20 protein-coding genes are annotated in these 21,509 nt (G+C 64.7%); 8 read left to right on the top strand and 12 right to left on the bottom strand.

Features of this window, described 5'->3' with window-relative positions:
• From gdhB to ACFQEV_RS00545, 3 genes are all read right to left on the bottom strand, one after another.
• A partial coding sequence (gene gdhB, locus ACFQEV_RS00535; protein ID WP_379691929.1) for a glutamate dehydrogenase GdhB occupies positions 1-1,111 on the bottom strand: 1,111 nt, incomplete at its 3' end.
• A gap of 6 nt (positions 1,112-1,117) precedes the next feature.
• Entirely contained in the window at positions 1,118-2,296 is a 1,179-nt protein-coding gene (locus ACFQEV_RS00540; protein ID WP_379691930.1) for a M24 family metallopeptidase, read from the bottom strand.
• A 104-nt stretch (positions 2,297-2,400) separates the two neighbouring features.
• Positions 2,401-4,062, bottom strand: a complete 1,662-nt coding sequence (locus tag ACFQEV_RS00545) for an aldehyde ferredoxin oxidoreductase family protein (protein ID WP_379691931.1) — start codon at positions 4,060-4,062, stop codon at positions 2,401-2,403.
• A gap of 153 nt (positions 4,063-4,215) precedes the next feature.
• Here ACFQEV_RS00545 and ACFQEV_RS00550 point away from each other — a divergent pair, with 153 nt between their 5' ends.
• Positions 4,216-5,595 carry an aspartate aminotransferase family protein gene (locus ACFQEV_RS00550; protein ID WP_379691932.1) on the top strand — a complete coding sequence of 460 codons (1,380 nt, stop codon included), beginning with the start codon at positions 4,216-4,218 and terminating at the stop codon, positions 5,593-5,595.
• A 114-nt stretch (positions 5,596-5,709) separates the two neighbouring features.
• Here ACFQEV_RS00550 and ACFQEV_RS00555 read toward each other — a convergent pair whose 3' ends face one another.
• Both ACFQEV_RS00555 and ACFQEV_RS00560 read right to left on the bottom strand, forming a co-directional pair.
• On the bottom strand, positions 5,710-6,096 hold the full coding sequence (locus ACFQEV_RS00555) for a Rid family detoxifying hydrolase (protein WP_379691933.1): 387 nt from the start codon (positions 6,094-6,096) through the stop codon (positions 5,710-5,712).
• 140 nt (positions 6,097-6,236) lie between these two features.
• Positions 6,237-6,896 carry a hypothetical protein gene (locus ACFQEV_RS00560; RefSeq protein ID WP_379691935.1) on the bottom strand — a complete coding sequence of 220 codons (660 nt, stop codon included), beginning with the start codon at positions 6,894-6,896 and terminating at the stop codon, positions 6,237-6,239.
• 422 nt (positions 6,897-7,318) lie between these two features.
• Between ACFQEV_RS00560 and ACFQEV_RS00565 the strand changes: the two genes are divergently transcribed.
• Positions 7,319-8,956, top strand: coding sequence for a BCCT family transporter (locus tag ACFQEV_RS00565; RefSeq protein ID WP_379691936.1), 1,638 nt, complete (start codon positions 7,319-7,321; stop codon positions 8,954-8,956).
• Positions 8,957-9,183: 227 nt separating this feature from the next.
• Here the strand turns inward: ACFQEV_RS00565 and ACFQEV_RS00570 are convergent, their stop codons facing one another.
• Positions 9,184-9,423 (bottom strand): hypothetical protein, encoded by a 240-nt coding sequence (locus ACFQEV_RS00570; RefSeq protein WP_379691937.1) that lies wholly within the window; start codon positions 9,421-9,423, stop codon positions 9,184-9,186.
• A gap of 113 nt (positions 9,424-9,536) precedes the next feature.
• Here ACFQEV_RS00570 and ACFQEV_RS00575 point away from each other — a divergent pair, with 113 nt between their 5' ends.
• A complete protein-coding gene (locus ACFQEV_RS00575) occupies positions 9,537-10,307 on the top strand; it encodes an IclR family transcriptional regulator (protein ID WP_379691938.1) in 771 nt (256 codons plus the stop codon).
• A gap of 130 nt (positions 10,308-10,437) precedes the next feature.
• Here the strand turns inward: ACFQEV_RS00575 and ACFQEV_RS00580 are convergent, their stop codons facing one another.
• Positions 10,438-10,830, bottom strand: a complete 393-nt coding sequence (locus ACFQEV_RS00580; RefSeq protein ID WP_379691939.1) for a DUF2267 domain-containing protein — start codon at positions 10,828-10,830, stop codon at positions 10,438-10,440.
• Positions 10,831-10,979: 149 nt separating this feature from the next.
• On the opposite strand from ACFQEV_RS00580, the gene ACFQEV_RS00585 reads away from it, so the two are divergent.
• On the top strand, positions 10,980-11,441 hold the full coding sequence (locus ACFQEV_RS00585; RefSeq protein WP_379691940.1) for a phosphopantetheine adenylyltransferase: 462 nt from the start codon (positions 10,980-10,982) through the stop codon (positions 11,439-11,441).
• Positions 11,442-11,841: 400 nt separating this feature from the next.
• On the opposite strand, the gene ACFQEV_RS00590 is transcribed toward ACFQEV_RS00585, so the two are convergent.
• Genes ACFQEV_RS00590 through ACFQEV_RS00600 form a run of 3 tightly spaced genes read right to left on the bottom strand, consistent with a single transcriptional unit; the run spans position 11,842 to position 13,045 of the window.
• Complete coding sequence (locus tag ACFQEV_RS00590; protein WP_379691941.1) at positions 11,842-12,240, bottom strand: DUF1801 domain-containing protein; 399 nt, start codon at positions 12,238-12,240, stop codon at positions 11,842-11,844.
• 2 nt (positions 12,241-12,242) lie between these two features.
• Positions 12,243-12,719 (bottom strand): SRPBCC family protein, encoded by a 477-nt coding sequence (locus tag ACFQEV_RS00595; protein ID WP_379691942.1) that lies wholly within the window; start codon positions 12,717-12,719, stop codon positions 12,243-12,245.
• Positions 12,716-13,045 (bottom strand): ArsR/SmtB family transcription factor, encoded by a 330-nt coding sequence (locus ACFQEV_RS00600; protein ID WP_379691944.1) that lies wholly within the window; start codon positions 13,043-13,045, stop codon positions 12,716-12,718. The genes ACFQEV_RS00595 and ACFQEV_RS00600 overlap by 4 nt, the downstream gene beginning before the upstream one ends.
• A gap of 384 nt (positions 13,046-13,429) precedes the next feature.
• On the opposite strand from ACFQEV_RS00600, the gene ACFQEV_RS00605 reads away from it, so the two are divergent.
• Both ACFQEV_RS00605 and ACFQEV_RS00610 read left to right on the top strand, forming a co-directional pair.
• Positions 13,430-15,706, top strand: a complete 2,277-nt coding sequence (locus ACFQEV_RS00605) for a dienelactone hydrolase family protein (protein WP_379691945.1) — start codon at positions 13,430-13,432, stop codon at positions 15,704-15,706.
• A gap of 114 nt (positions 15,707-15,820) precedes the next feature.
• Positions 15,821-16,450, top strand: coding sequence for a phosphoribosyltransferase (locus tag ACFQEV_RS00610; RefSeq protein ID WP_379691946.1), 630 nt, complete (start codon positions 15,821-15,823; stop codon positions 16,448-16,450).
• Between the two features lie 8 nt (positions 16,451-16,458).
• Here ACFQEV_RS00610 and ACFQEV_RS00615 read toward each other — a convergent pair whose 3' ends face one another.
• Both ACFQEV_RS00615 and ACFQEV_RS00620 read right to left on the bottom strand, forming a co-directional pair.
• Entirely contained in the window at positions 16,459-17,220 is a 762-nt protein-coding gene (locus ACFQEV_RS00615) for a class I SAM-dependent DNA methyltransferase (RefSeq protein ID WP_379691947.1), read from the bottom strand.
• A gap of 96 nt (positions 17,221-17,316) precedes the next feature.
• Positions 17,317-18,351, bottom strand: coding sequence for an AI-2E family transporter (locus tag ACFQEV_RS00620; RefSeq protein WP_379691948.1), 1,035 nt, complete (start codon positions 18,349-18,351; stop codon positions 17,317-17,319).
• 538 nt (positions 18,352-18,889) lie between these two features.
• Between ACFQEV_RS00620 and ACFQEV_RS00625 the strand changes: the two genes are divergently transcribed.
• Entirely contained in the window at positions 18,890-19,342 is a 453-nt protein-coding gene (locus tag ACFQEV_RS00625; RefSeq protein ID WP_379691950.1) for a VOC family protein, read from the top strand.
• Between the two features lie 857 nt (positions 19,343-20,199).
• Entirely contained in the window at positions 20,200-21,426 is a 1,227-nt protein-coding gene (locus tag ACFQEV_RS00630; RefSeq protein WP_379691952.1) for an orc1/cdc6 family replication initiation protein, read from the top strand.
• The last annotated feature ends 83 nt before the right edge of the window (positions 21,427-21,509 follow it).

The raw sequence follows: 21,509 nt of genomic DNA on the forward strand, positions 1-21,509 counted from the left end.
TGATGTCCTGCAACCACTCGAAGTACGAGACGGTGACGCCGCCGGCGTTCGCGAGGATGTCCGGAACCACCGGAATCCCGCGCTCTTCGAGTATCGCGTCGGCGGCGAACGTCGTCGGGCCGTTCGCTCCCTCCACGACCAGGTCGGCCCGCACGTCGTCCACGTTGTCGGCGGTGAGGGCGTTGCCGACGGCCGCTGGGATCAGCACGTCCACGTCGAGTTCGAGGATCTCCTCATTGGAGAGTTTCTGCGGCGCGTCGTGGGACATGACGGCCTCCGGTTCCTCCTCGTGCGTCGGGACGGCGCGCGTGTCGAGTCCGTCGGGGTCGTATATCGCGCCGTTGACGTCGGAGACGGCGACGACGTTCGCGCCCCAGTCGTCGAGTGCGCAGGCGGCGTTCGCGCCGACGCTTCCGAACCCCTGCACCGCAACCGTCGTCTCCGAGAGGTCCCAGTCGTAGTAGTCCACGGCCTCGCGGGTGACGATGGCGACGCTCCGGCCGGGCGACTCCTCGCGGCCGTAACTGCCGCCGACGACCGGCGGTTTGCCCGTGACGACGCCGGGCACCGTCTCGCCCTCCTGCATCGAGTAGGCGTCCATGAACCACGCCATCGTCTGCGCGTCGGTCCCCATGTCCGGCGCGGGAACGTCCTGTTTCGGGCCGACGACGTCTCGAATCTCCTCGGCGAACCGCCGGGTGAGACGCTCCTTCTCCGTCTCGGAGAGGCCCTTCGGGTCCACGGCGACGCCGCCCTTCCCGCCGCCGAACGGGATGTCCATCACCGCGCACTTCCACGTCATCCACATCGAGAGGCCGATGCACTCGTCTTCGGTCACCTCCGGATGGTATCGGAGTCCGCCCTTGTACGGGCCGCGCACGTCGTCGTGTTGGGCGCGGTAGCCCGTGAATACGTCGAGCGACCCGTCGTCTCGCTTCAAGGGGACGGAGACGCGTTCGACCCGCGTCGGGTGTCTGAGTCGTTCGATGACGTTCTCGTCCACCTCGACGTGCGCCGCCGCGCGTTCGAGTTGCCGCCGCGCGGTGACCAGTGCCGAGTCCGCGTCCGATTCCTCCTCCGCCGTCGCGTCCGTCGTCGTAGTGGTAGCCATGGTGTGTTATGTCGAGAACAGCTTCCGCGGGAACTCCGCCAGCGTCTCCGCGCCGTTGGAGGTGACGCGGAACGTCTCTGAGAGTTCGATGCCGAAGTCGTCGAACCACAGGCCCGGAATCGCGTGGAACGTCATGTTCTCCTCCAGTACCGTCTCGTCGCCGGGTCGGAGACTCGCCGTGTGTTCGCCCCAGTCCGGCGGGTAGCCCAGCCCCATCGAGTAGCCGATTCGCTCCTCCTTCTCGATGTCGTACTTCGAGATGACGTCGCGCCACGCCTTCTCCACCCGTTCGCAGGTGACGCCCGGTTCGGCGGCGTCGAGGGCGGCGTTCAGGCCCTCGACGACGATCTCCGCCCGGTCTTTCATCTCCGCCGGCGGGTCGCCGACGAACGTCGTCCGCGCGAGGGGGGAGTGATAGCGGTGCCGACAGCCAGACAGTTCGATGATGACCGGGTCACCGTCCTCGAACTCGCGGTCCGTCCACGTGAGATGCGGCGTCCCCGTGTGGTCGCCGGAGGGCATGAGGGGGACGATGGAGGGGTAGTCGCCGCCATAGTCGTCGGTGCCCCGGATGAGGGCGTCGTAGATGGCGCGCGCCGCCTCCGACTCGGGGACGCCCTCCTCGATGGCGTCCATACCGGCCTGCATCGCGTTCTCAGAGATGCGGGCGGCCTCCCGCATGTAGTCGAGTTCCCGGTCGGACTTCTTCACCCGGACCCAGTTGACGAGAAGGGTCGCGTCCTCGAACGTCGCCTCGGGGAGGTTCTCCTGCAGGCGCGTGTAGGACTTGGCGGTGAAGTAGTACGCGTCCATCTCCAACCCGACGCGGCCGCCGTCGGCGTCCAGTTCTTCGAGGACGCCCGCGACGTAGTCCATCGGGTGGAGGTCGTGCGGCGAGTGGACGTGGTCGTCGCTGTAGGCGCGGATGCTCTCTTCTTCGAGCCACGTCGTCGCGCGCGCGCCGTTGGCGTCCATCCCCCGTCCGACCCAGACGGGTTCCTCGCGGTCCGGCGTCAGGACGACGGCCTGCGGGACGTAGAACGACCACCCATCGTACCCCGAGAGGTAGTTCATGTTCGCGGGGTCCGAGACGACGAGGGCGTCCAACTCTGCCTCCCGCATCCGTTCTTTCGTCTTGTCGATGCGTCTTTCGTACTCGCTCTCTCCGAAGATTGACTGGGGCATACTACCGGTGCTCGAACCGTGATTCGGCTGACAGCGATTTAACGTTTGTGTACGATGATTACGGATACTGTGTAGCGCCGGGGCGAGAAGGGAGGGACGGTCGGTCAGGCGGGGACGCGCCCGTCGGGAACCACGCCGTCGTCCGTCCACCCGCGCACCTCGTAGTACTCGTCTAAGGCCGCCTCGAACTCCGGCAGGTCGTACGGGAGTCTGTCGTCGTCCCTGTCGAACCCGCGTTGGTTGTTGAAGTGGCGTTCGAGCGTGACGGTGCGCGCGCCCACGTCGAGGAGGTCCTCGAAGTCCGCGCCGAACAGCATCTCGTAGCGTTCGGGGGTCATGTAGTCGCGGGAGAACTTGCAGACGACGCCGCTGTCGTTCAGGGCCATCAGGTCCTCGCGTTCCGCGAGGACGTCCGCCTTCCCGACGGTGCCCTTCGGGTCCACCGCCTGCTCCTGCGGGACGAGGGGGTACTCGACGGAGTAGAACGTCGCGTACATGTGGTCCGCGCCGCGGTTGGCGACGGCGTACGAGAGGCCCTGCCCGTTGAGGACGCGCCCCTCGTGGCCGGCGAAGTCCATCCCCTTCACCGTCCAGTTCTCGACGCCGAGTTCGTCGTGGACGCGGTCGATCCCCTCCGCGAGGGTGTCGCCGACGCCCTCGCGGTGGGCTATCTTCTCGACGAGGTCCCAGATGAGTTCGCGGTTGCCGAACTCGTCCTCGGCGGCGAGGTAGGCGGCGACGGTGTTGCCCGCCGAGATGGCGTCGAGTCCGTAGTCGTCGCAGAGTTGGTTCGACTTCATCACGTCCACGATGTCGTCCACGCCCGAGTTCGAACCGAACGCCATCGCCACCTCGTACTCCGGGCCCTCCGTCTCGATGCCGCGTTCCTCGTCCTTCGTCGGGAGTTTACACGCGAACGCGCAGGCCGAACAGGTGCCTTTCTTGTACTTCTTCTCGGCGACGGCGTCGCCGTTGATGCCCTCGACGCCCTCGAACGTCTGCTCTGAGAAGTAGTACGAGGGGAGGCCGTCCACCTCGTTCGCGAGGTCCATCACCGCGACGGTGCCCTGTTCCTTCATGACGTGGTCGTCCGTCGCCGCCTCGCGGTGAATCTCCATCTGCCCGGCCGGAACGTCGATGTCGGGCGCGGAGTCGCCCTCGAAGGTGACGGCCTTGACGTTCTTCGACCCGAGGACGGCCCCGAGTCCGCCGCGCCCGAAGGCGCGTTCCTCCGAGGTCATGATGGAGGCGAAGCGCACCTCGTTCTCGCCCGCGGGGCCGACGACGGCCGTCTGGTCGGCCCCGATGCCGTGCGCCTCGTCCAGGTACGCCACCGTCTCCGGCACCGTCCCACCTTCGAGGTTCGGCACCTCCTCGAACCGAACGCCGTCGTCTCTCACGTGGACGACGACGAGTTCGTCGCTCCGACCGGTGAACTCCACGGCGGCGTTCCCGGTGTCGGCGAAGTGCCGCGACATGAACCCGCCCGCGTTCGAAGAGAGGAGGCCGTCTGTGAGGGGCGAGACGCCGGTGACGTTCATCCGACCGGTGAAGCTCATGGTCGACGCCTGCATCGGCCCCGTCGTGAACACGAGTCGGTTCTCCGGGCCGAGAGGATCCGCGTCGAACGGGACGCGGTCGTGCGCGAGTCTGGTGGCGACTCCCCGCCCGCCGATGTACGACTCCAGTACCTCGGTGACGTCGATACGCTCCGTCTCCCGCGTTCCCACGTCGACGGAGACCAGCGGACCTTTCGAGTGTAGCATTGCCCGGCGGTTGCCCGCGGAGGGGCTTAATGATTTGTGGTGACGAACCTCGCAGCAGCCGAACGGACTCGGGGAACTGATGTCAGAAACTGTGTACAGTCTATATGGTAACTGTGGACAACTTATTTATGATAGTTACGCGTTGGCACGGACATGGCAAGAGGACCACCGATAGCGGAACTGCACTACGACGAGGCGCCGTCGGTCGACTCCGTTCCGGGTCCGAAGTCGCGCGCTCTCATCGAGAAACAGCAGGCAATCGACAGTAGCGCCGTCGCGTACCCGGAGGATATCCCCATCGCGTTCGAGGAGGGGAAGGGCGCGACCGTCCGCGACGTGGACGGCAACACGTTCATCGACATGTTCGCGGGGATCGGCGTCCTCAACGTCGGCCACTCGAACCCCTACGTCCTCGAGGCGGTCCACGAACAGGCGGACAAGTTCGTCCACACGGTCGACTTCCCCACGGAGGCGCGCCTCGAACTCATCGAGAAACTCGACGAGATAGCGCCCTCGGGCCTCCAGGGGAACATGCGAACCGTCTTCGGCGGCCCGACGGGGAGCGACGCGATCGAGGCGGCCATCAAACTCTCGAAGTACAACACCGGCGGCGACGGCCTCGTGGCCTTCCGCGGCGCGTACCACGGCGCGACGAGCGGCGCGATGAGCGTCACCTCGAACAAGAAGTTCAAGGAGGCGTACACGCCGCTTCTCCCCGACGTGGTCCACGCGCCGTACCCGTACCCGTTCCGGATGGAGAAGACGCCCGAGGAGGCGGTGGACCACGCGTTGGAGGAGGTTCAGGAGATCCTCGAAGACCCCTACGGCGGCCTCGCGAACCCCGCGGGCATCATCGTCGAACCCATCCAAGGCGAGGGCGGCGTCGTCGCCCCGCCCGAAGGCTTCCTGAAGGGACTGCGCGACATCGCGACGGACAACGACGTCCCCCTCGTCTTCGACGAGATTCAGAGCGGACTCGGGCGCACCGGCGAGTGGTGGGCCAGCGAGTGGTACGACGTGTCGCCGGACGTGATGACCTCCGCGAAGGCACTCGGCGGAACCGGGTTCCCGCTCTCGGCGACGATGTACCACGAGGACCTCGACACGTGGGGGTCGGGCGACCACGCGGGCACCTACCGCGGCCACGTCGTCGGCATGCGCGCCGGAACGCGAGCCATCGAGTACATCCAAGAACACGACCTGTTGGCGCACGCCCGCGAACTCGGCGAGCACATCCGGACGCGCTTGCGCGAGGTGGGCGAGTCCAACCCGCAACTCGCCGACGTTCGCGGGAAGGGCCTGTTCATCGGCGCGGAGTTCGTGGACGAAGACGGGAACCCGGACGGCGACATCGGCGACGCGATTCAGGACTACTGCTTCGAGCACGGCGTCCTCGTCTGGAAGGCCGGCCGCCACGGCAACATCCTGCGCCTGCTTCCGCCCCTCGTCCTCACTCGCGAACTCGCGGACACCGCACTCGATGTCATCGAAGACGCAATCGAGCAGGCCACGACGGCTACATCGACGGTCTGAGCGTCGGGCCACTCTCGTACTGCCTCTCGAACGTCGAACCGCCGCCCGCCCGAACTCTCTTCGACGCGTCGGATCGAGGAGGGGCGCTCTTCGGGAGACCGGTCGCCCGGCGCGTTATTCGACCTTCGCGACGGCGTCTATCTCGACGCGCACGTCGTCGGGGAGGCGAGACGCCTCGATGCAGACGCGGGCGGGCGGCGTCTCGCCGACGTGTTCGGCGTACGCCTCGTTGACCGCCCCGTAGTCGTCCATGTCGGTGACGTACACCGTCGCCTTCACGACGTCGTCGAGGGACCCGCCGGCCTCCTCCACGACGGCGGCGAGGTTCTCCATCACGCGGTGCGTCTGTTCCCGCACGTCGCCCTCGACTTCCTCGCCCGTCTCGGGGTCCACCGGGCCGAACCCGGAGACGAACAGGAGTCCGTCCGCGAGGACGCCCTGCGAGTAGGGGTTGTCGTTCTGCGGCGCGCCGGACGCGGAGACGGCAGTCTTCTCTGGCATAGGTTGCGGGCGGAGCGTCTCGCCGAGATGCAATAAACGTTATTCGGTGGCCGTACGCGAAGACCGGTTTCTCGGGGGTGGAGGCGGAGACGAGAAATCGGGAAACGACGGAGAACGAAAACGAGGGGCCGCGACGACGGTCAGTCGTCCAAGTCTTCGACGCGGCGGTCGCGCGCCTCCGTGGCTTTCGCCACCGCGTCCACGAACTCGGGCATCTGTTCTTTCATGCCGGACCGCATCTCTGACGGCGAGAACGTCTCGGACTCCGTCATGAGGCGGACGAACGCGCGGAGTTCCTCGTCAGTCACCTCGTCGAAGTGCCCGGCCTCCAGTTTGTCTACGACCTCGTCCACGTCGATTTGGCCGACCGGGTCGACGTTGAAGTCGACGGTCACCATGCGGTAGTCCGACCCGGCGAGTTTCTGTTCGGCCCGGTTGACGCCCTGTCCGAGCATGTCCTTGAACGGGACGTAGTAGCCCATCGTCCCGAGGTGGAGGAACCCGAGCATGTCCACGATACCCCGCGTGTACGCCTCGCGGGCCTCGTCGTCGGGGTCGAACACCGTCTCCCTGTCGCGGTCTTCGAGGTGGTCGAAGAGGATGGTGAAATCGAGGATGGCGTTCCGCAGGCGACGGCGGATTCGGTTTCGCTTCTGCTTCTTCGAGTGCTCCGTGTAGTCCGTCTTCCGTCCGAGGAGGAACTCGCGGTCGCTCGGGGTGAGGATGCCGCGTTCTCTGTCCGCCGAGTAGGCGAGAGCGTCGTCCGCGTCCGCGCCGTTCGTCCGTGGGTCGTCTTCCATACACACTTCTCGTGTACGTCCTCAATTAAGGGTTACGGAGGCCTCAAACGTCGTCTCGACCGAACGACTCGAATCGAACGGTATAAAACGCCGTACTTGGTGGGGAGGGGCGACGACTGAGAATCGGAGCCGAACACAGATATCGTTTAAAACTCGCGGTAGAGAGGGAACTTCGGTCGGACGCGACGCCGTTTCGGGGGCGTTTCGTCAGTCGACCCCAAATTTTATCCCGGAGTTCTGAGATGTGTTTGATGCTACCACTCACGAGACCATGTTAGCACACAGCAGCGGCGAGGCGTACGACCGGGTTCGAAGCGGGTGCAGCCGACGAGAGCGGACGGCAGCCGCCGTCGTCGACGCCCGGCCGAGTAGTATCGCGACGAAACGGACGAACGCCGACGGCACTGCCGAGAGGAGAGACGATGAGTGAGAGCGACGGCGCACTCGGCGAGTTCTTCGAGGAGATAGAGCCGTCCATCTTCGGCTTCGGCGCGGGTATCACCCTGCTCTTCGTCGGCCTGTTCGCGGTTCGTCCGGACGCGGCCGCCGAAGTCGTCTCGGGCGTCAACCAGTTCGTCCTCGCGCACTTCAACTGGGCGTTCCTCATCGTCATGCTCGTTCTCGTCGGCTTCCTCGTCTTCCTCATCCTCGGGCCGTGGGGGTCGATCAAGTTAGGCGACGAGTCGCCCGAGTTCAGTTACGTCTCGTACTTCGCGATGATATACTCCGCGGGACTGGCCGCGGGCATCGTCTTCTGGGGACCGACGGAGGCGCTGATGCACTACTCGTCGGTGCCCCCGTTGTACGACGTGGCCGCGAAGTCGCAGGCGGCCATCCCCATCGCCGTCCAGTACAGCCTGTTCCACTGGAGCATCACGCAGTGGTCCTGCTTCACGGTCATGGGCCTCGGGATCGGCTACTTCGCGCACGCACACGGTGCGCCCCTCCGCGTGTCGGCGGTGCTGACGCCGTTCGTCGGCGCGGACAACGTGGACAACGCCCTCGGGAAACTCGTGGACATCCTCGCGGTGTTCGCCACCCTCGGCGGCGTCGCCACGTCGCTCGGCTTCATCGGCAGTCAGTTCCTCACCGGCATCGAGTTCCAGTGGGGGTACCAGCTCGGCGACGTCGGGACGATAGCGGTCATCACCGGGATGACCGTCCTCTTCACTGCGTCTCTCGTCCTCGGGGTCGACCGCGGCATCCGTCGCCTCTCGAACTTCAACATGGGGCTATTCGCGGTGCTCATGGTCGCGACGCTGATTCTCGGTCCGACGGTTCGCGTCCTCGAACTCAGCACGCAGGCGACCGGCGGCCTCATCGGCGACTGGTTCAAGATGAGCCTGTTCACCCACTTCGCTGGCGGCGGCGAGTGGTCGAACGCGTGGACGGTGTTCTACTGGGCGTGGCCCCTCGCGTGGTCGCCGTTCGCCGGCCTGTTCATCGCCCGCATCTCCCGCGGACGCTCCGTCCGCGAGGTGGCGTTCACCGGCATCGTCGCGACGTCGCTGGCCACTATCCCGTGGTTCGCCATCGTCGGCGGCACCGCGACGGTGTTCCAACACCGCGGTGCGGTGGACATCCTCGGACCGGTCGGGCAGTACGGCGAGGCGGTGTCGGGCTACATCCTGTTTCAGGCGCTTCAGGTGTCGTGGCTCCCGATACCCGTCGGGACCCTCCTGCTCTTCGGCTTCCTCGTGTTGGTGACGACGTTCTTCGTCACCTCGGCGGACTCCTCGACGCTGGCCGTCTCGATGATGACGACCGGGGGGAAGGAGGAACCCTCCGCCGTCAACCGAATCTTCTGGGGCCTCCTGCAGGGCGTCGTCGCGTCGATACTGATGGTCATCGGCGGCGTGGAGGCGCTTCAGTCCGCCGCCATCGTCACCGGCGGGCCGTTCGCCATCGTCTGCCTCGTCGCCGTCGCCGGTCTGGTGAAGACGTTCACCGACCGCCACGGGAGCGTCATCCTCCAGGACGAGACGGTTCTGTTCGGACGTAGTGGAACGTCGAACGAATCGACCGTCGCCCGGGCGAACGTCGAGTCCGACGACGACTGAAGCCGCCCCGTACCCCCGCCCCGCACGACCCGGTGACCGTTCGTCGCCGACCGAACTCGGTTCCCCGTTCTCCTGCAAAGAAATCATCCGAATAGGAGTACGTTCGCACGGTTTCGACGCGGCGGTCCGGCGTAGTTTCGAACCTCGCGTTCGCGGCCGTTCCTGAGAGCCGAATGAATCGGCCCCCGTTTCGTGCGCTCTCTCCGCCTCCTCTCCGTGCAGACGTTTCACGACCCGCATCCCCTTACAGACCTAATCCTGTAACGGTAGTCAGGAAATCCGTCAGAATAATCGTTGAGGAAGTGAGTAGCACAAACGATATTTGTGTATAGGTTTATCCATTTATTTCTTATATACCCCTTAATTCCCCTATTTTCGATTTTCTTCATCATCTGTTCTAAATTTAAGTTATATTTTTCGTGTATAAATAGAGATGGTTTGTTTGTAAACAGTATCTGATCGGGCATGGGGATCACACGGAGGCGTGGAATTCCGTATAAAAACTCGTTCCGCTCTCCGGAATGGCTTCCGGAGGGGGGGTCTACATAGCGATAAGTAGTTCGGCCGCGACGGTTGCCACATGAAGCCGCGCCGTACCGAGGACACGCTCCAGACGACCGACATCTCGCTTCGACTCGTCGAACTCATCACGGAGCTCGACGGCGCCACGCTCGCGGAGTTAGCGGACGAGGCGGAACTCGCGAAGAGCACCGTCCACAACCACCTCAAGACCCTCGCGAAGTACGGGTACGTCAGCCGAGAGGGGGACACCTACCACGTCGGGCTGAAGCTCTATCACCTCGGGAACTACGCCCGCAAGCGCAACGAAGTGTACGGGGTGGCGAAGGCCATCGTCCCGGAACTCGCCGACGAGACGCAGTTGGAGGTGGACTTCACCGTCGAGGAGAACGGCCGCGTCGTCTCGCTGTACGACGAATCGACGTACTCCGATACGCCCTCTTACCTCGTAGATGGCCGACTGTTCCACGTCCACAGTACGGCATCCGGGAAGGCGATTCTCGCCGAGTACCCTGAGCACCGCGTCCGCGACATCCTCGACCGGTGGGGCCTCTCCGCGCAGACGGACCACACCATCACCTCGACGGAGGAGTTCCTCGACGAACTCGAACGAGTGCGCGAACGCGGCTACGCGACCAACTTCGAGGAGGCGATAGAAGGGATGTGGGCGGTCAGCATGCCCGTGAAGACGCCTCTCGGCGAAGTGTGCGGCTCCATCAACGTCTGCGGGCCGACGTACGTGTACGACGAATCGCGAGAACGCACCGTCGTGGACGCCATGACCGAGAAGGTAGACGAGTTCGAGCGACATCTCACCGCGGACTCGGAGTGAGGAATCGACTGCCGACGGAACCGACGAACACGGCGCGGTACGGCCGAAAGCGCACGACGGTGCGAACGCGGCCGACGAGCGACCGACGGTCGGAAGGACGGTCCAGAGAGAACCCGGAAGGCGGTTACTGTCAGCCGTCGGTCGCTCGCTCGGCGACTTCGAACAGGTCCTCGTACTCCGGCGGGAGTTGCGCTTTGACCTCCTCCAGTTCACCCTCCGGAGCCGTCTCGCTCACCACGCCGAGGACGGCCTGCGCCTGGTACGCCGCCTCCGACCGGTCCTCGCCCCCTCGTTCGACGACCCGGTCTACGAACTCGTCGTAGTCGAATCGCTGCCCGGACTCGGCTTCCAGGAGGAATCGGTCTATCTCCATCGGTAACGGTGCGGCGAGGTCGCTCGCCTCGCCCTCTTCGAGGCGTTCGCCGAGCGTCGTCAGGACCGCACGCGTCGCTCGGGCCGCCTCGCCCGTAGAGCTCAGTTCGAGTTCGTTCTGCACCTGACCGAGGAAGCTGTCGTAGTCCATGGTGTGTGCCTCCCGGCTGAACTAGCGCCCGAGAGTCAATAAACGCTGAGGAGAAAGCCCGATATTCGGGGTAGACGGGTCGTCCGCGGTGATCTTCACCCGTGCGAACGACCGGAGGATACACGGCCGCCCGGACCCAACGTTCGGTCATGCGAGTCGCAGTTGCGGGGACGTTCGGACCCCTTCACGACGGCCATCGAACGCTCCTCCGTGCAGCGCTCGAACTCGGAGACGAGGGCGTCGTGGTCGCACTCACGAGCGACGAACTCGCGGGGGCGGAGCGGACGCGCCCCGTGCCGCCGTACGACCGACGGGCCGACGTCGTGCGGGCGGAGATAGCCGACGTAGACGAGTGGGGGCGCGACGTGAGCGTGGAACGACTCGCGGACGAACACGGGATAGCCACCGAGGACCCCTCGCTGGACGCCCTCATCGTCTCCCCCGAGACGGTGCCCGAAGTCGAAGCCATCAACGACGTTCGGCGGGAACGCGGGATGGACCCGATTCTGGCTATCGTCGTCCCGTACGTCTACGCGGACGACGGCGAGCGCATCTCCTCGACGCGCATCGTCCGCGGCGAGATAGACGAACACGGGAACGTCCTCGACTGAGAACGCCGGTCGGCGAACCTATTTCCCGGAGAACGTGGATAACGGAGATATGAGCGACGACCGGAGGCGACGCCTCGGACTCGCGGCCGGGATACTCGGTATCGTCGTGTCGCTCCTGATAATCGTCCTCGTACTCGGGGGAGTGGTCTGATTCGATACACCGTCGTTCGATCGAAGGTCGCCACGAGCCGTTCGCCGAGCCTGGCCTCGACCGGGTCGTTTCACTGTTACTACGCTCGTGGCGTTCAGTTCGCCCGGAGCCGACGGATCCAAGGCCTCACAAGGAGGTCGCCGCCCGTGAGAACGAGACCGAAGAGGGGCGGGGGGAGGTAGACCACGGGAGAGACCTCGCTGCCCGTGGCGGAGAGGGCGAAGTAGCCTGCCGGTACCAGCCGCCGGCTCACGACTCGTTCTTGGTCACTGCGTCGCGAACGAGGGACTTGAAGGCCTCCTCGTCGATCTCGTCTCCCTCGTGGATATCGATGGCGCGCCTCGTGTCGCTATCGAGGCTGGCGTTGAAGAGTCCAGCCGGATCCTCGAGCGAGGGACCTTGCGGGAAGGTGAGTTTCACTTTCTCCTTGTAGGTCTCGCCGGTGCAGATGGTCCCGCCGTGGGACCACACGGGGATCCCCAGCGGGTTCGACGGTTTCCGCCATTTGATCTCCTCGACCACGTCGGGGTCCGCCTCCTTGATGAGGCGGCGGATCCGGGAGAGCGTCTTGCCCCGCCAATCGGACAGCTCCTCGATTTTCGCGTCGATCACCTCGGAGGGTGACTTGGGTTCGTCTTCGCTAGCCATGCTCAGGCCTCCGCCCCCAGCGCGTCTTCCAGGCGCTTCCAGGCGGCCTTCGCGCCCTGGGCGGCGCCGGACGAGAGCATGTCCTCACGCTGCTCCTCCGAGGCACAGCGGAACGTCAGCGTGATATCGGTCCCGGCCTCGACGGCCTCGAGATCGACGATGGCGAGGATCTCCTCGTCGGTACCCTCACCCACGTTGTACGTGTAGCTGAGTCGCGTCACTGGATCGACCTCCCGGTACTCACCGTGCATCACCATCTCTTCGCCATCGTCGAGGATGTGAACGAAGCGCCACTCACCACCGGGCCGGACGTTCATTTCGTCGACGTGCATGGACTGGCCTGGGTGCGCCCACCATTGGGCGATGAACTCTGGCTCGGTGTACGCCTCGAAAATCCGTTCCGGGGTACTCCGGATAGTACGTTCGACGACGAATTCGCGTTCGGAGACTTCTCGTACGTTGGGTGTTTCCTCGGTCATCGGGGTTCCTCCTGATCGTGGCTATCCTCGACGAAGGCGGCCAACCGCTCGACGCGATCGACCTCCTCGTGCGCGTAGCGGCGCATCCACTCGGCCAGCTCCTCGAAGGGTTCCGGCCGTAGCGAGTACATGCGACGCCGTCCATCGGCCCGGACGTTCACGAACCCCGCATCCTTGAGGATCCGGAGATGACGAGACACGCCGGGCTGTTCGATGTCAACGTGTTCGGCGAGTTCGGTGACGGAGCTTTCGCCGTCGTGCATAACCTCGACGAGGCGACGCCGCGTCGGGTCGGCCAGCGCCACGAAAACATCGGTTTCAGCCACGAATAATATATTGCATGTGATGTATATATGCGTGTCGTAACGGGTCGATGTCTGTAATGGATTGATCGACAATCTCTTTCAGCGCCGGCCATCTGCCGACGAACTCCTTCAAGCGAGTTGATATTTTAGATCCCGCTATCGCCTACACTCTGTTGTTCGTTTACACCGGTCGGTTAACCGCACCGGTGGTAGCGTACGGGATTTACAACGACTGATACCGTTCTGACATCTTATTTCTCCGTCGTCTGATTTGCACGCAGTCAGAGTGCCGAATCGGGCGGTCCACGTTCAGATACCGTGAGGGTGCGGCAGAGATTGACAACCGTTCCGTCGACGAGAGACCGCGCAGTAACTCCTTGTGCGCGGTCGGACAGACTGTTCTTCGTGATAGATAATAACGACCGAGAGAGCGAGCGAGACGAGGGACAGAGACACTCCCGTCGAACGGTCCTGCGGAACGTCGGTCTCCTCGGCGCACTCGCGGGAACGGGCGCTCTCGCCTCGACGCCGGCGCGGGCGGCGAAGGACGACAGCGGCTTTCGGTCCGCGGACGGCGGGTCGCCGAACCCCGGTCCGTCCCTCCTGTACGACGAACCGGTGACGGCGCCGCAGTTCGAGAACGAACCCCCGTGGAAGGCCGATCCGCTCCGCGTCGCCGGCACCGAGGCGTACGTCAGAGGGGAGTACCTCTATCAGGACTACGTCTACGACGACTACGGCGCCAACACGACGAACACGTCCGAACCGCCGCAACCAGCGCCGAACAGCGAGGACGCCTACGGGGAGAACGGGACGATGACGGGCGACGTCGTCTACCCGACCGACGAGGCGACCTACCGACACAACGCGGCCGACTTGGTGGAGTTCCGCGCGACGCGCCACGAGGGGAAACTCCGGTATCGGTTCACCCTCAACACGATGGTCGAACCGGACGCCGCGGCCGTCGCTGTCGGTATCGACACCGGGGAGTCCGGCGGAACCGACGACTGGGGGTACGGGATCGGAACCCTCGGCGAACTCGGCCTGGATCACACGCTCGTGACGTGGGGGTCGGGCGCGGAACTCGACGGCGAGTCCGTCGAGTCGTCGGTGGACCTCGAACGGAACCAGATAGACGTGACCGTCCCCCTCTCTCCGCCGAAGGACGCCACGTGGCGGCACTACCTCGTCGTGGGTCTCTGGGACGGGGAGAACGAGCGGTTCACCCCCGTCCGAGAACTGCCGGACTCGACGCACCCGGGCGGTGCCCACGGCCAGAACCCCCCACCGGTGTTCAACGTCGGCTTCCGGTTCGACGAACCGGTCGGCGCGCCGAACGTGAATCGGGAGACCGGCGAGGTAGCGGAGACGACCGAGACGGGTTCGCGCGGCATCGGCTACGGCCACTGGCGCGACCACGCGCAGGCGAAAGCCCTCGCGGAGCGAGACATCTCGGAGTTGCACGCGGACGTCGACTTCGGAAAGCTAGACAGTCGCGTCACCGACCGCCGAATCCCCGACTCCGGCTTCCTCACGTGCCTGTACTCGTCGCGGTACGACCTCGGGTCGGGGGTGGACGCCGAGGACGACGTGTTGCTCGGCCGCATCCAACCGTACGGGCTGTACGTACCGGAGAGTTACGACGGCGACCCGACGGCGTTGCACCTCCACCTCCACTCCCTCGGGTCGACGTACAGCGAGTACGCGGTCCTCAGTCCGAACCTCCTCCGCCAACTCGGCGAACGGCGCGATTCGTTGGTCCTGACGCCGGAGGGGCGCGGTCCGGCCGGGTGGTACCACGACGAGGCCGAACTCGACGTGTTCGAGGCGTGGAACGACGCGGCCCGCCGGTTCGCGGTCGACGAAGACCGCGTGACCGTCGGCGGATACTCGATGGGCGCGTTCGGGACGTTCCGCCTCGGCGGCCTCTACCCGGACCTGTTCGCCCGCGCGTTCGCCGTCGCCGGGGGCGCTTTCGAATCGGAGACGTACGAGGCGAGCACCCCGAAGTACCTCGACGGATTCCGCAACCTCCCGGTGCGGATGTGGAACGGTTCGAACGACAAACTCGTCCCGGCTCCGGTCTACACGAGTACCGAACAGCGACTGCGCGAGTTGGAGTACCGGCACGAACTGGACGTCTTCCCTGGGTACGACCACTTCACGTTCGCGTTCCGCGACCAGTGGGGCCCGGCCCGCGACTTCCTCGGGACGTCGACGGTCCCGGAGTCTCCGGTTCGAGTCGTCTACCGCCCGATCCCCGCGCAGGACGCCGAGCAGTTCGGCCTGGTTCACGACGGCGCGTACTGGGTCTCAGGCGTCCGGGTGGCGGACGGCGCGGCCGACGGACGCGTCGACGTTCGCTCGCACGCGTTCGGCGAGACGCCGCCGGTCGCGGTGAACTACGAACGCGAGGGGACGGAACCGGCGCCCCACACGAAGCACGGGACGGAGTGGACGGAGCCGACGTCGGACCCGCCGAAGCGAAACGCGCTCTCGGCCGACCTCGACCGGGTGAGCGAAGCCACCATCTGGGTCAAAGAGGCGGGACTCGACCCGGCCGAACCGATAACGCTGACCGTCGATTCGACCGACGCCGCGACAGTCACGCTCGCGACGGAGCAGAAAGAGGAGACGGTCGAAGTCCCCTCCGGGCACACCGAGACGACGGTGACGTTGTAGCGCCCAGGCGGGAGCTACGACCGCCCGTCGGTGCAGCAAGTCACCAAGTCGGCTGTGAGAACCGACGGGGACGCCGCTTATGTCGCCGCCGCGCCTACGTCACTCGATAGACAGATGTTCCGAGACAGAGCGGATGCCGGGCGGCGACTGGCCGAGGAACTCGCGGAACGCGGGGTCGAAGCGGACGTCGTTCTCGCGGTTCCGCGGGGCGGACTGCCGATAGGGCGGCCCATCGCCGACGAACTCGGCGTCCCACTCGACATCATCGTCGCGAAGAAGATCGGCGCGCCGAACAACCCCGAGTACGCCGTCGGGGCCGTCTCCAGTCAGGGTCACTTCTGGGTGAACGACACTGCCGTCGAGTCGGGCGGCGTGGACAGGGAGTACGTCGAATCAGAGCGCGACGCCGTCGAACGCGCCTCGCGAGAGAAAGCAGACCGGTACCGCGGCGACCGGCCGAGTCCTGAGTTGGAGGGGAAGACGGTGGTGATAGCCGACGACGGCATCGCGACCGGCGGTACCGCGACGGCCTGCGTCAGAACCGTCCGCGAGGCGGGCGCGCGGCGCGTCGTCCTCGCCGTCCCCGTCGGGTCGCCGCGGACCATCGGCGAACTCGAATCGGAGGCCGACGAGGTGGTCTGTCTGGCGACGCCCTCGAACTTCCGCGCCGTCGGGCAGTTCTACGACCGGTTCGGGCAGGTGTCCGACGAGGAGGCGATGACGTACCTCGAACGCGACGCCTGACCCGTCCGTCACTTCACCGCGCGGAAGACGGTCGGTCCCTCCCCGTCGATGGCCTCGACGCGTTCGAAACCGGCGGCCGAGAACGCGCGTTCGAGCGATTCCGGGTCGTGGAACCGCCCCCGGAACACCGTCCCCATGCGCGCCTCCGTCCCCCGTTTCTCGTCGGCGATGACGAACAGGTGCGTGGTCGTGTAGTGGCCCTCTCCGGAGGTGAGTGCGCTGACGGAGCGCCGTTCCACGGTGTATCGGTCGGATTCGACGGTTCGAACGTTCCAGCTTCCGTTCTCGACGTCGTCCGAGAGCGGTTCGAAGAAGGTGACGAACGTGCCCCCGTCCCGAAGACTCTCATGAGCGTTCTCGGCGAATGATTCAAGGTCCCGGTCGTCGGTGAGGTGGAGGAGTCCACCCATCAGAACTGCGACGTCGAAGACGCGGCCCTCGTCGGCGGCGGACCACTCCGTGAAGTCCGCCCGTCGAAGCGTCGCCTTCTCGACCTTCTCCTCTGCCAGTTCGAGCATCGACCCGTTCGAATCGACGCCGAACACCTCGTCGTAGTCGTCTTCGATGCGCGCGAGGAGGGGACCGGTTCCGCACCCGAATTCGAGAACTCGAGTGACCTCCTCGGGACTGAATCGCTCCAGTAGGCCGACCTGCGCCTCTCGGTCGAGAACCTGCGAGTGGTAGAATTCGTACAGTTCCGGGTACTCGTAGAACGTTCGCCGGCGGTGCGGGTTCTCGTTCACGTCGTCGATGACCGCGGACAGATTCATCCGTACGGTCGAACGACCCCGAGCGACGGCGTAAGCGTTCTGCGGGTGTGCGAATCGTTCTGTCGTTCCGACACTGCTCCGTCGGGGGACGGCGACTCACTCCGCCCGCGTTCGCGTCTCGGCCGTCTCGACGTAGTTCTCGTTGAACAGTTGGACGAGTCGCTTGAACAGGCCGATGACTATCGGGCCGTAGAACAGGCCCATCACGCCGAAGGCGTACACGCCGCCGAAGACGCCCACGAGGATGACCGCGGAGTGGAGCGACGACTCCCTGTCGACGACGTACGCCCGGAGGTAATCATCGACGAGGGCGACGGCGGTGAGTCCGTAGGCGACCAAGAACGCCGTCGCGAAGAGGCGGCCGTCGAGGAACAGATAGAGGGCGGCGGGGCCGAGAACCGCGGCGACGCCGACGATAGGGAGGAGAGCGAGGAACATCATCACCGCGGTCCAAAAGAGGACGTTCGAGATGCCGACGACGAACAGGCCCACGCCCGCCACGATGCCCTGCACGACGGCGACGAGGACGTGCCCCTTCAGCACGGCCCACGTGGTGACGTACGCCTCGTCGGCGAGTTCCTCCGTTATCTCCACCTTCAGCGGGAGCATCCGCTTTATCCACGTCACGAGTCGGTCGCCGTCCTTGAGCAGGTAGTACAGCGAGAAGACGAGGAGGAGGACGCCGATGAACACGTCCGTCGTCGCGCTGACGATGTTCGAGATGTCGCCGACGAGGAGTTGCGCGACGCGGCGCGGCGCGTTCGCCAGGAACGATTGAAGCGGTAACTCGACGCCGAGAGCGCTCTCCAACTGCCGCTGAAACCGCCCGCGCGCGAGTTCGTTCTCTATCGTCTGCGTGACTCTCGACGGATCGGTCGGTACCGCCATCACCATCACGGCCACCGAGAGGGCCGTCGCACCTATCGTCCCGGCGACGAGAGCGAAGGCGGATAGCTGCTCGCCGAGGCGGGGTTCGAGTCGCCGTTGAAGCGGGGAGAGGAGAAACGCCAAGAGGACCACCGCGAGGAGATACGAGAGGAACGGCTTGATTATCGCGGCGACGAGCAGTGAGAAGAAGGCGAGCAGAACGGCGAAGAAGACGCTCCGCGCGTCGATGTCGGAGCGAATCACGACAACAGCCTCCGTGTTCGTTTCCGTCCGAATCCCGAACGCGCGGCGGGACGCGGACTGTCGGACCGTTCGTCCGGAACGAGCGTTCTCGGGCGGACGAGAGTCGACGGCGTCGGCGGCGGACCTCTTCGCCCCCGTCGTCGGACGCAGACGCGACGTTCAGCGGTCAGGTGCACGAGTGGTCAATCGACCCCCTCTGCAAAATCTCTTGAGCCTTCGCGGGGGGGCACTCGTCGGGAGAGAAGGCGAACGGAGGCCCTCGCGATTCCGACTCCGCCCGCACGGCTCTATTAAATCTCAAGACAGCGTCGAGTTGACGGTCATCGCTCGATGGCCCGATCGACGTTGTGAACGGAGGCGACGAGGACGAGTTCGCGGAATTGGCAAAAATGCGTTCGAACAAGCGTTGCCACCTGCTCGACGAAGCGGAGGAGTCCTTTCTCATTACACCGTTTTCCCACTTCGCTAGTCTCGTCTCGTCGGATTACTGAAACGCCCGCTAAAGGTTCAATAGAGCGAACGTCTAAGGAAGTACGAGATGCAGTTTCCGCGCCTCGATCATGTGGGTGTTGTCGTCGACGACCTTGACGCTGCGGCTACTTTCTTCCTCGATCTGGGATTCGAGCTCGAAGGCGGCGGGCTGGTCGAGGGCGAGTGGGTGGACGAGGTCGTCGGACTCGACGGCATCCGGGCGGAGATCGTGATGGTGCGGACGCCGGACGGCGGCGGCAAGCTAGAACTCATCAAGTTCCATGCGCCGGCTGACAACGAGAGTGCGCACCCCTTACCGGCGAACCGGCTGGGCTTCCGCCACATCGCTCTCGCGGTCGGTGACCTCGACGCGACCGTCGACGGACTGCGAGACAGAGACTTCGACACGGTCGGCGAGATCCGTGAGTACGAGGACACCTATCGGCTCTGCTATATCCGCGGTCCTGAAGGGTTGATCGTCGAGCTCACCGAACAGATCACCTCCGAGGGAACGAGCTAGGCGGCCGTACGGCTCTCCGACGTCCATATCTGGCCACGGCCGGCGGCGATATCGCGGATGTGGATCCCGCTCAGCGCCATCGGCGGCTCCTGCCTCGGCTACATCCGGCTGTACGCCGCCGATCACGCGCACGACGCTAAGCCTGGACGCCGATCACGACAATCAGCGAGCCCTCGTCGAGTCGGTCAACGCAGCGATCAAGCGCCCGATCCGCGAAACCATCACCGTCCACGCCGGTTCGTCAGTTCCACGAACTCGCCCTCGTCGCCTCCGTCTATAGCAACAACCGGACGATTCAACGTTGAATCCTGTCGCTGTCTCGGGATTCAAGAGAGCCCTCCCCCACACCACTACTGCACGTGAAGCGCGTTCGTCCGCCTGCGGAACGTCGGACACCACTGATTCAAGTGAAGCGCGCGGCGACACACACACACCACCGCTGCAAGTGATCGGCCCCGAAGCGGTGGGGTGGGGGTTCTCGGTCGCCCTCTATGAGGAAATTCACCACGGATTCACCCGACGAATCGGCACACAGACACACCACTTCTGCAAGTGAAAGCCCGAGAGGGTGCCCAACGGGATTCGAGACCGAAGCCGAGAACCGTCACCTCGCCACCGAACAGACACCACCGTTGCAAGTGAAATAGCGCGATCCGGGGCCTCGTTCGGGGGATCAACCCACGTACCCGCCCAATTACAGTCAGCGCTTTAGATGAAACGGTGGTGTGTTCTTCTTCTAGAGTACCTTCTCACACTAGCTTCACTTGCAACAGTGGAGTGTGTGGGTGTTCACTTGCATCAGATGAATCAGTTGTAACCGTGGTTTTAAGTGGGTACACCGTAAGATGCGAAGCACGATGCGCCGCTTCGAGCGGAAACAGAACATCTTCCACAACAAGGACGCCTTGGGGGAGTCCTACCGACCGGAGCGGATTCAGGAACGGGACGAGGAGATAGACGAGTACATGGACGCGCTCCAACCCGTGGTCGACGGGTGGGAACCGAACAACGTCTTCCTCTACGGGAACACCGGCGTCGGGAAGACGGCGGTGACCGAGTATCTGCTCAAGGTACTGCGAGAGGACGTCGAACAGTACGACGACGTGAACCTCCACGTCCTCTCTCTGAACTGCAAGACGCTCAACTCCTCCTATCAGGTGGCCATCGAGTTGGTCAACGAGCTCCGTCCGCCGGGCGGCGAGATCAGTTCGACCGGATACCCCCAACAGACCGTCTTCAAGAAGCTCTACAAGGAACTCGACGAGTTGGGCGGCACGATACTCGTCGTCCTCGACGAGATAGACTCCATCGGAGAGCGAGACGAACTGCTGTACGAACTCCCCCGCGCCCGGTCGAACGGGAAACTGGAGCACGCGAAAGTCGGAATCGTCGGCATCTCGAACGACTTCAAGTTCAGAGATAGGCTCGACCCGCGGGCGCAGGACACGCTCTGCGAACGCGAGCTTCACTTCCCGCCGTACGACGCGCCGGAACTGCAGAACATCCTCAAGTCCCGCGCCGGCGTGGCACTCTCCGAGGGTGCCTACGAGGAGGGCGCGTTGAACCTGTGTGCGGCGCTGGCGGCGAGAGACAGCGGAAGCGCGAGACAGGCGCTCGACTTGCTTCGGTTGGCCGGCGAGTACGCGGAGAACCGCGACGACGAGTGTATCACCCGCGACCACGTCGAAACCGCCCGGGAGAAACTGGAGCAAGAACGCGTCGTCGAGGGAATGCGCGAACTCACCGTGAACGGCCACTACGCGCTGTTGGCCGTCGTCTCGAAGGCCGCCCAGCGAGAGACGCCCTGCCGGATGCGCGACGTGTACGACGAGTACGTGAACCTCTGTGAGAAAGCCGACATCGAACCCCTCGCACAGCGGTCGATTCACAACCACCTCTCGGACCTGCGGATGCTCGGCATCCTCTCCGCCGAGGAGAACCGAACCGGCTCTCGGGGGAACTACTACAGTTACGCGCTCGACGTTCCGTTCTCCAGCGCGATGACCGCGCTCACCGACGTCCTCTCGCTCGAATCGGTGCTCGAAGACATCCGAACGACCGCTCGACGGTACGACGTCGTCTGACCCTCATCTCCGCTATATCGCCGCTTCAACGCTTCTCCGTCGGGTCCCCACTCCACTATTTCAAGTGAACCGGTTCCCGGTCG

This window comes from Halopelagius fulvigenes (assembly GCF_042662625.1).
GTDB lineage: Archaea > Halobacteriota > Halobacteria > Halobacteriales > Haloferacaceae > Halopelagius > Halopelagius fulvigenes.

What these genes read in the sequence shown, in the direction of transcription:
- ACFQEV_RS00540 (WP_379691930.1), bottom strand. Translation starts at nt 2,296, where the DNA reads ATGCCCCAGTCAATCTTCGGAGAGAGCGAGTACGAAAGACGCATCGAC.
- ACFQEV_RS00545 (WP_379691931.1), bottom strand. Translation starts at nt 4,062, where the DNA reads ATGCTACACTCGAAAGGTCCGCTGGTCTCCGTCGACGTGGGAACGCGG.
- ACFQEV_RS00550 (WP_379691932.1), top strand. Translation starts at nt 4,216, where the DNA reads ATGGCAAGAGGACCACCGATAGCGGAACTGCACTACGACGAGGCGCCG.
- ACFQEV_RS00555 (WP_379691933.1), bottom strand. Translation starts at nt 6,096, where the DNA reads ATGCCAGAGAAGACTGCCGTCTCCGCGTCCGGCGCGCCGCAGAACGAC.
- ACFQEV_RS00560 (WP_379691935.1), bottom strand. Translation starts at nt 6,896, where the DNA reads ATGGAAGACGACCCACGGACGAACGGCGCGGACGCGGACGACGCTCTC.
- ACFQEV_RS00565 (WP_379691936.1), top strand. Translation starts at nt 7,319, where the DNA reads ATGAGTGAGAGCGACGGCGCACTCGGCGAGTTCTTCGAGGAGATAGAG.
- ACFQEV_RS00570 (WP_379691937.1), bottom strand. Translation starts at nt 9,423, where the DNA reads ATGCCCGATCAGATACTGTTTACAAACAAACCATCTCTATTTATACAC.
- ACFQEV_RS00575 (WP_379691938.1), top strand. Translation starts at nt 9,537, where the DNA reads ATGAAGCCGCGCCGTACCGAGGACACGCTCCAGACGACCGACATCTCG.
- ACFQEV_RS00580 (WP_379691939.1), bottom strand. Translation starts at nt 10,830, where the DNA reads ATGGACTACGACAGCTTCCTCGGTCAGGTGCAGAACGAACTCGAACTG.
- ACFQEV_RS00585 (WP_379691940.1), top strand. Translation starts at nt 10,980, where the DNA reads ATGCGAGTCGCAGTTGCGGGGACGTTCGGACCCCTTCACGACGGCCAT.
- ACFQEV_RS00590 (WP_379691941.1), bottom strand. Translation starts at nt 12,240, where the DNA reads ATGGCTAGCGAAGACGAACCCAAGTCACCCTCCGAGGTGATCGACGCG.
- ACFQEV_RS00595 (WP_379691942.1), bottom strand. Translation starts at nt 12,719, where the DNA reads ATGACCGAGGAAACACCCAACGTACGAGAAGTCTCCGAACGCGAATTC.
- ACFQEV_RS00610 (WP_379691946.1), top strand. Translation starts at nt 15,821, where the DNA reads ATGTTCCGAGACAGAGCGGATGCCGGGCGGCGACTGGCCGAGGAACTC.
- ACFQEV_RS00615 (WP_379691947.1), bottom strand. Translation starts at nt 17,220, where the DNA reads ATGAATCTGTCCGCGGTCATCGACGACGTGAACGAGAACCCGCACCGC.
- ACFQEV_RS00625 (WP_379691950.1), top strand. Translation starts at nt 18,890, where the DNA reads ATGCAGTTTCCGCGCCTCGATCATGTGGGTGTTGTCGTCGACGACCTT.
- ACFQEV_RS00630 (WP_379691952.1), top strand. Translation starts at nt 20,200, where the DNA reads ATGCGCCGCTTCGAGCGGAAACAGAACATCTTCCACAACAAGGACGCC.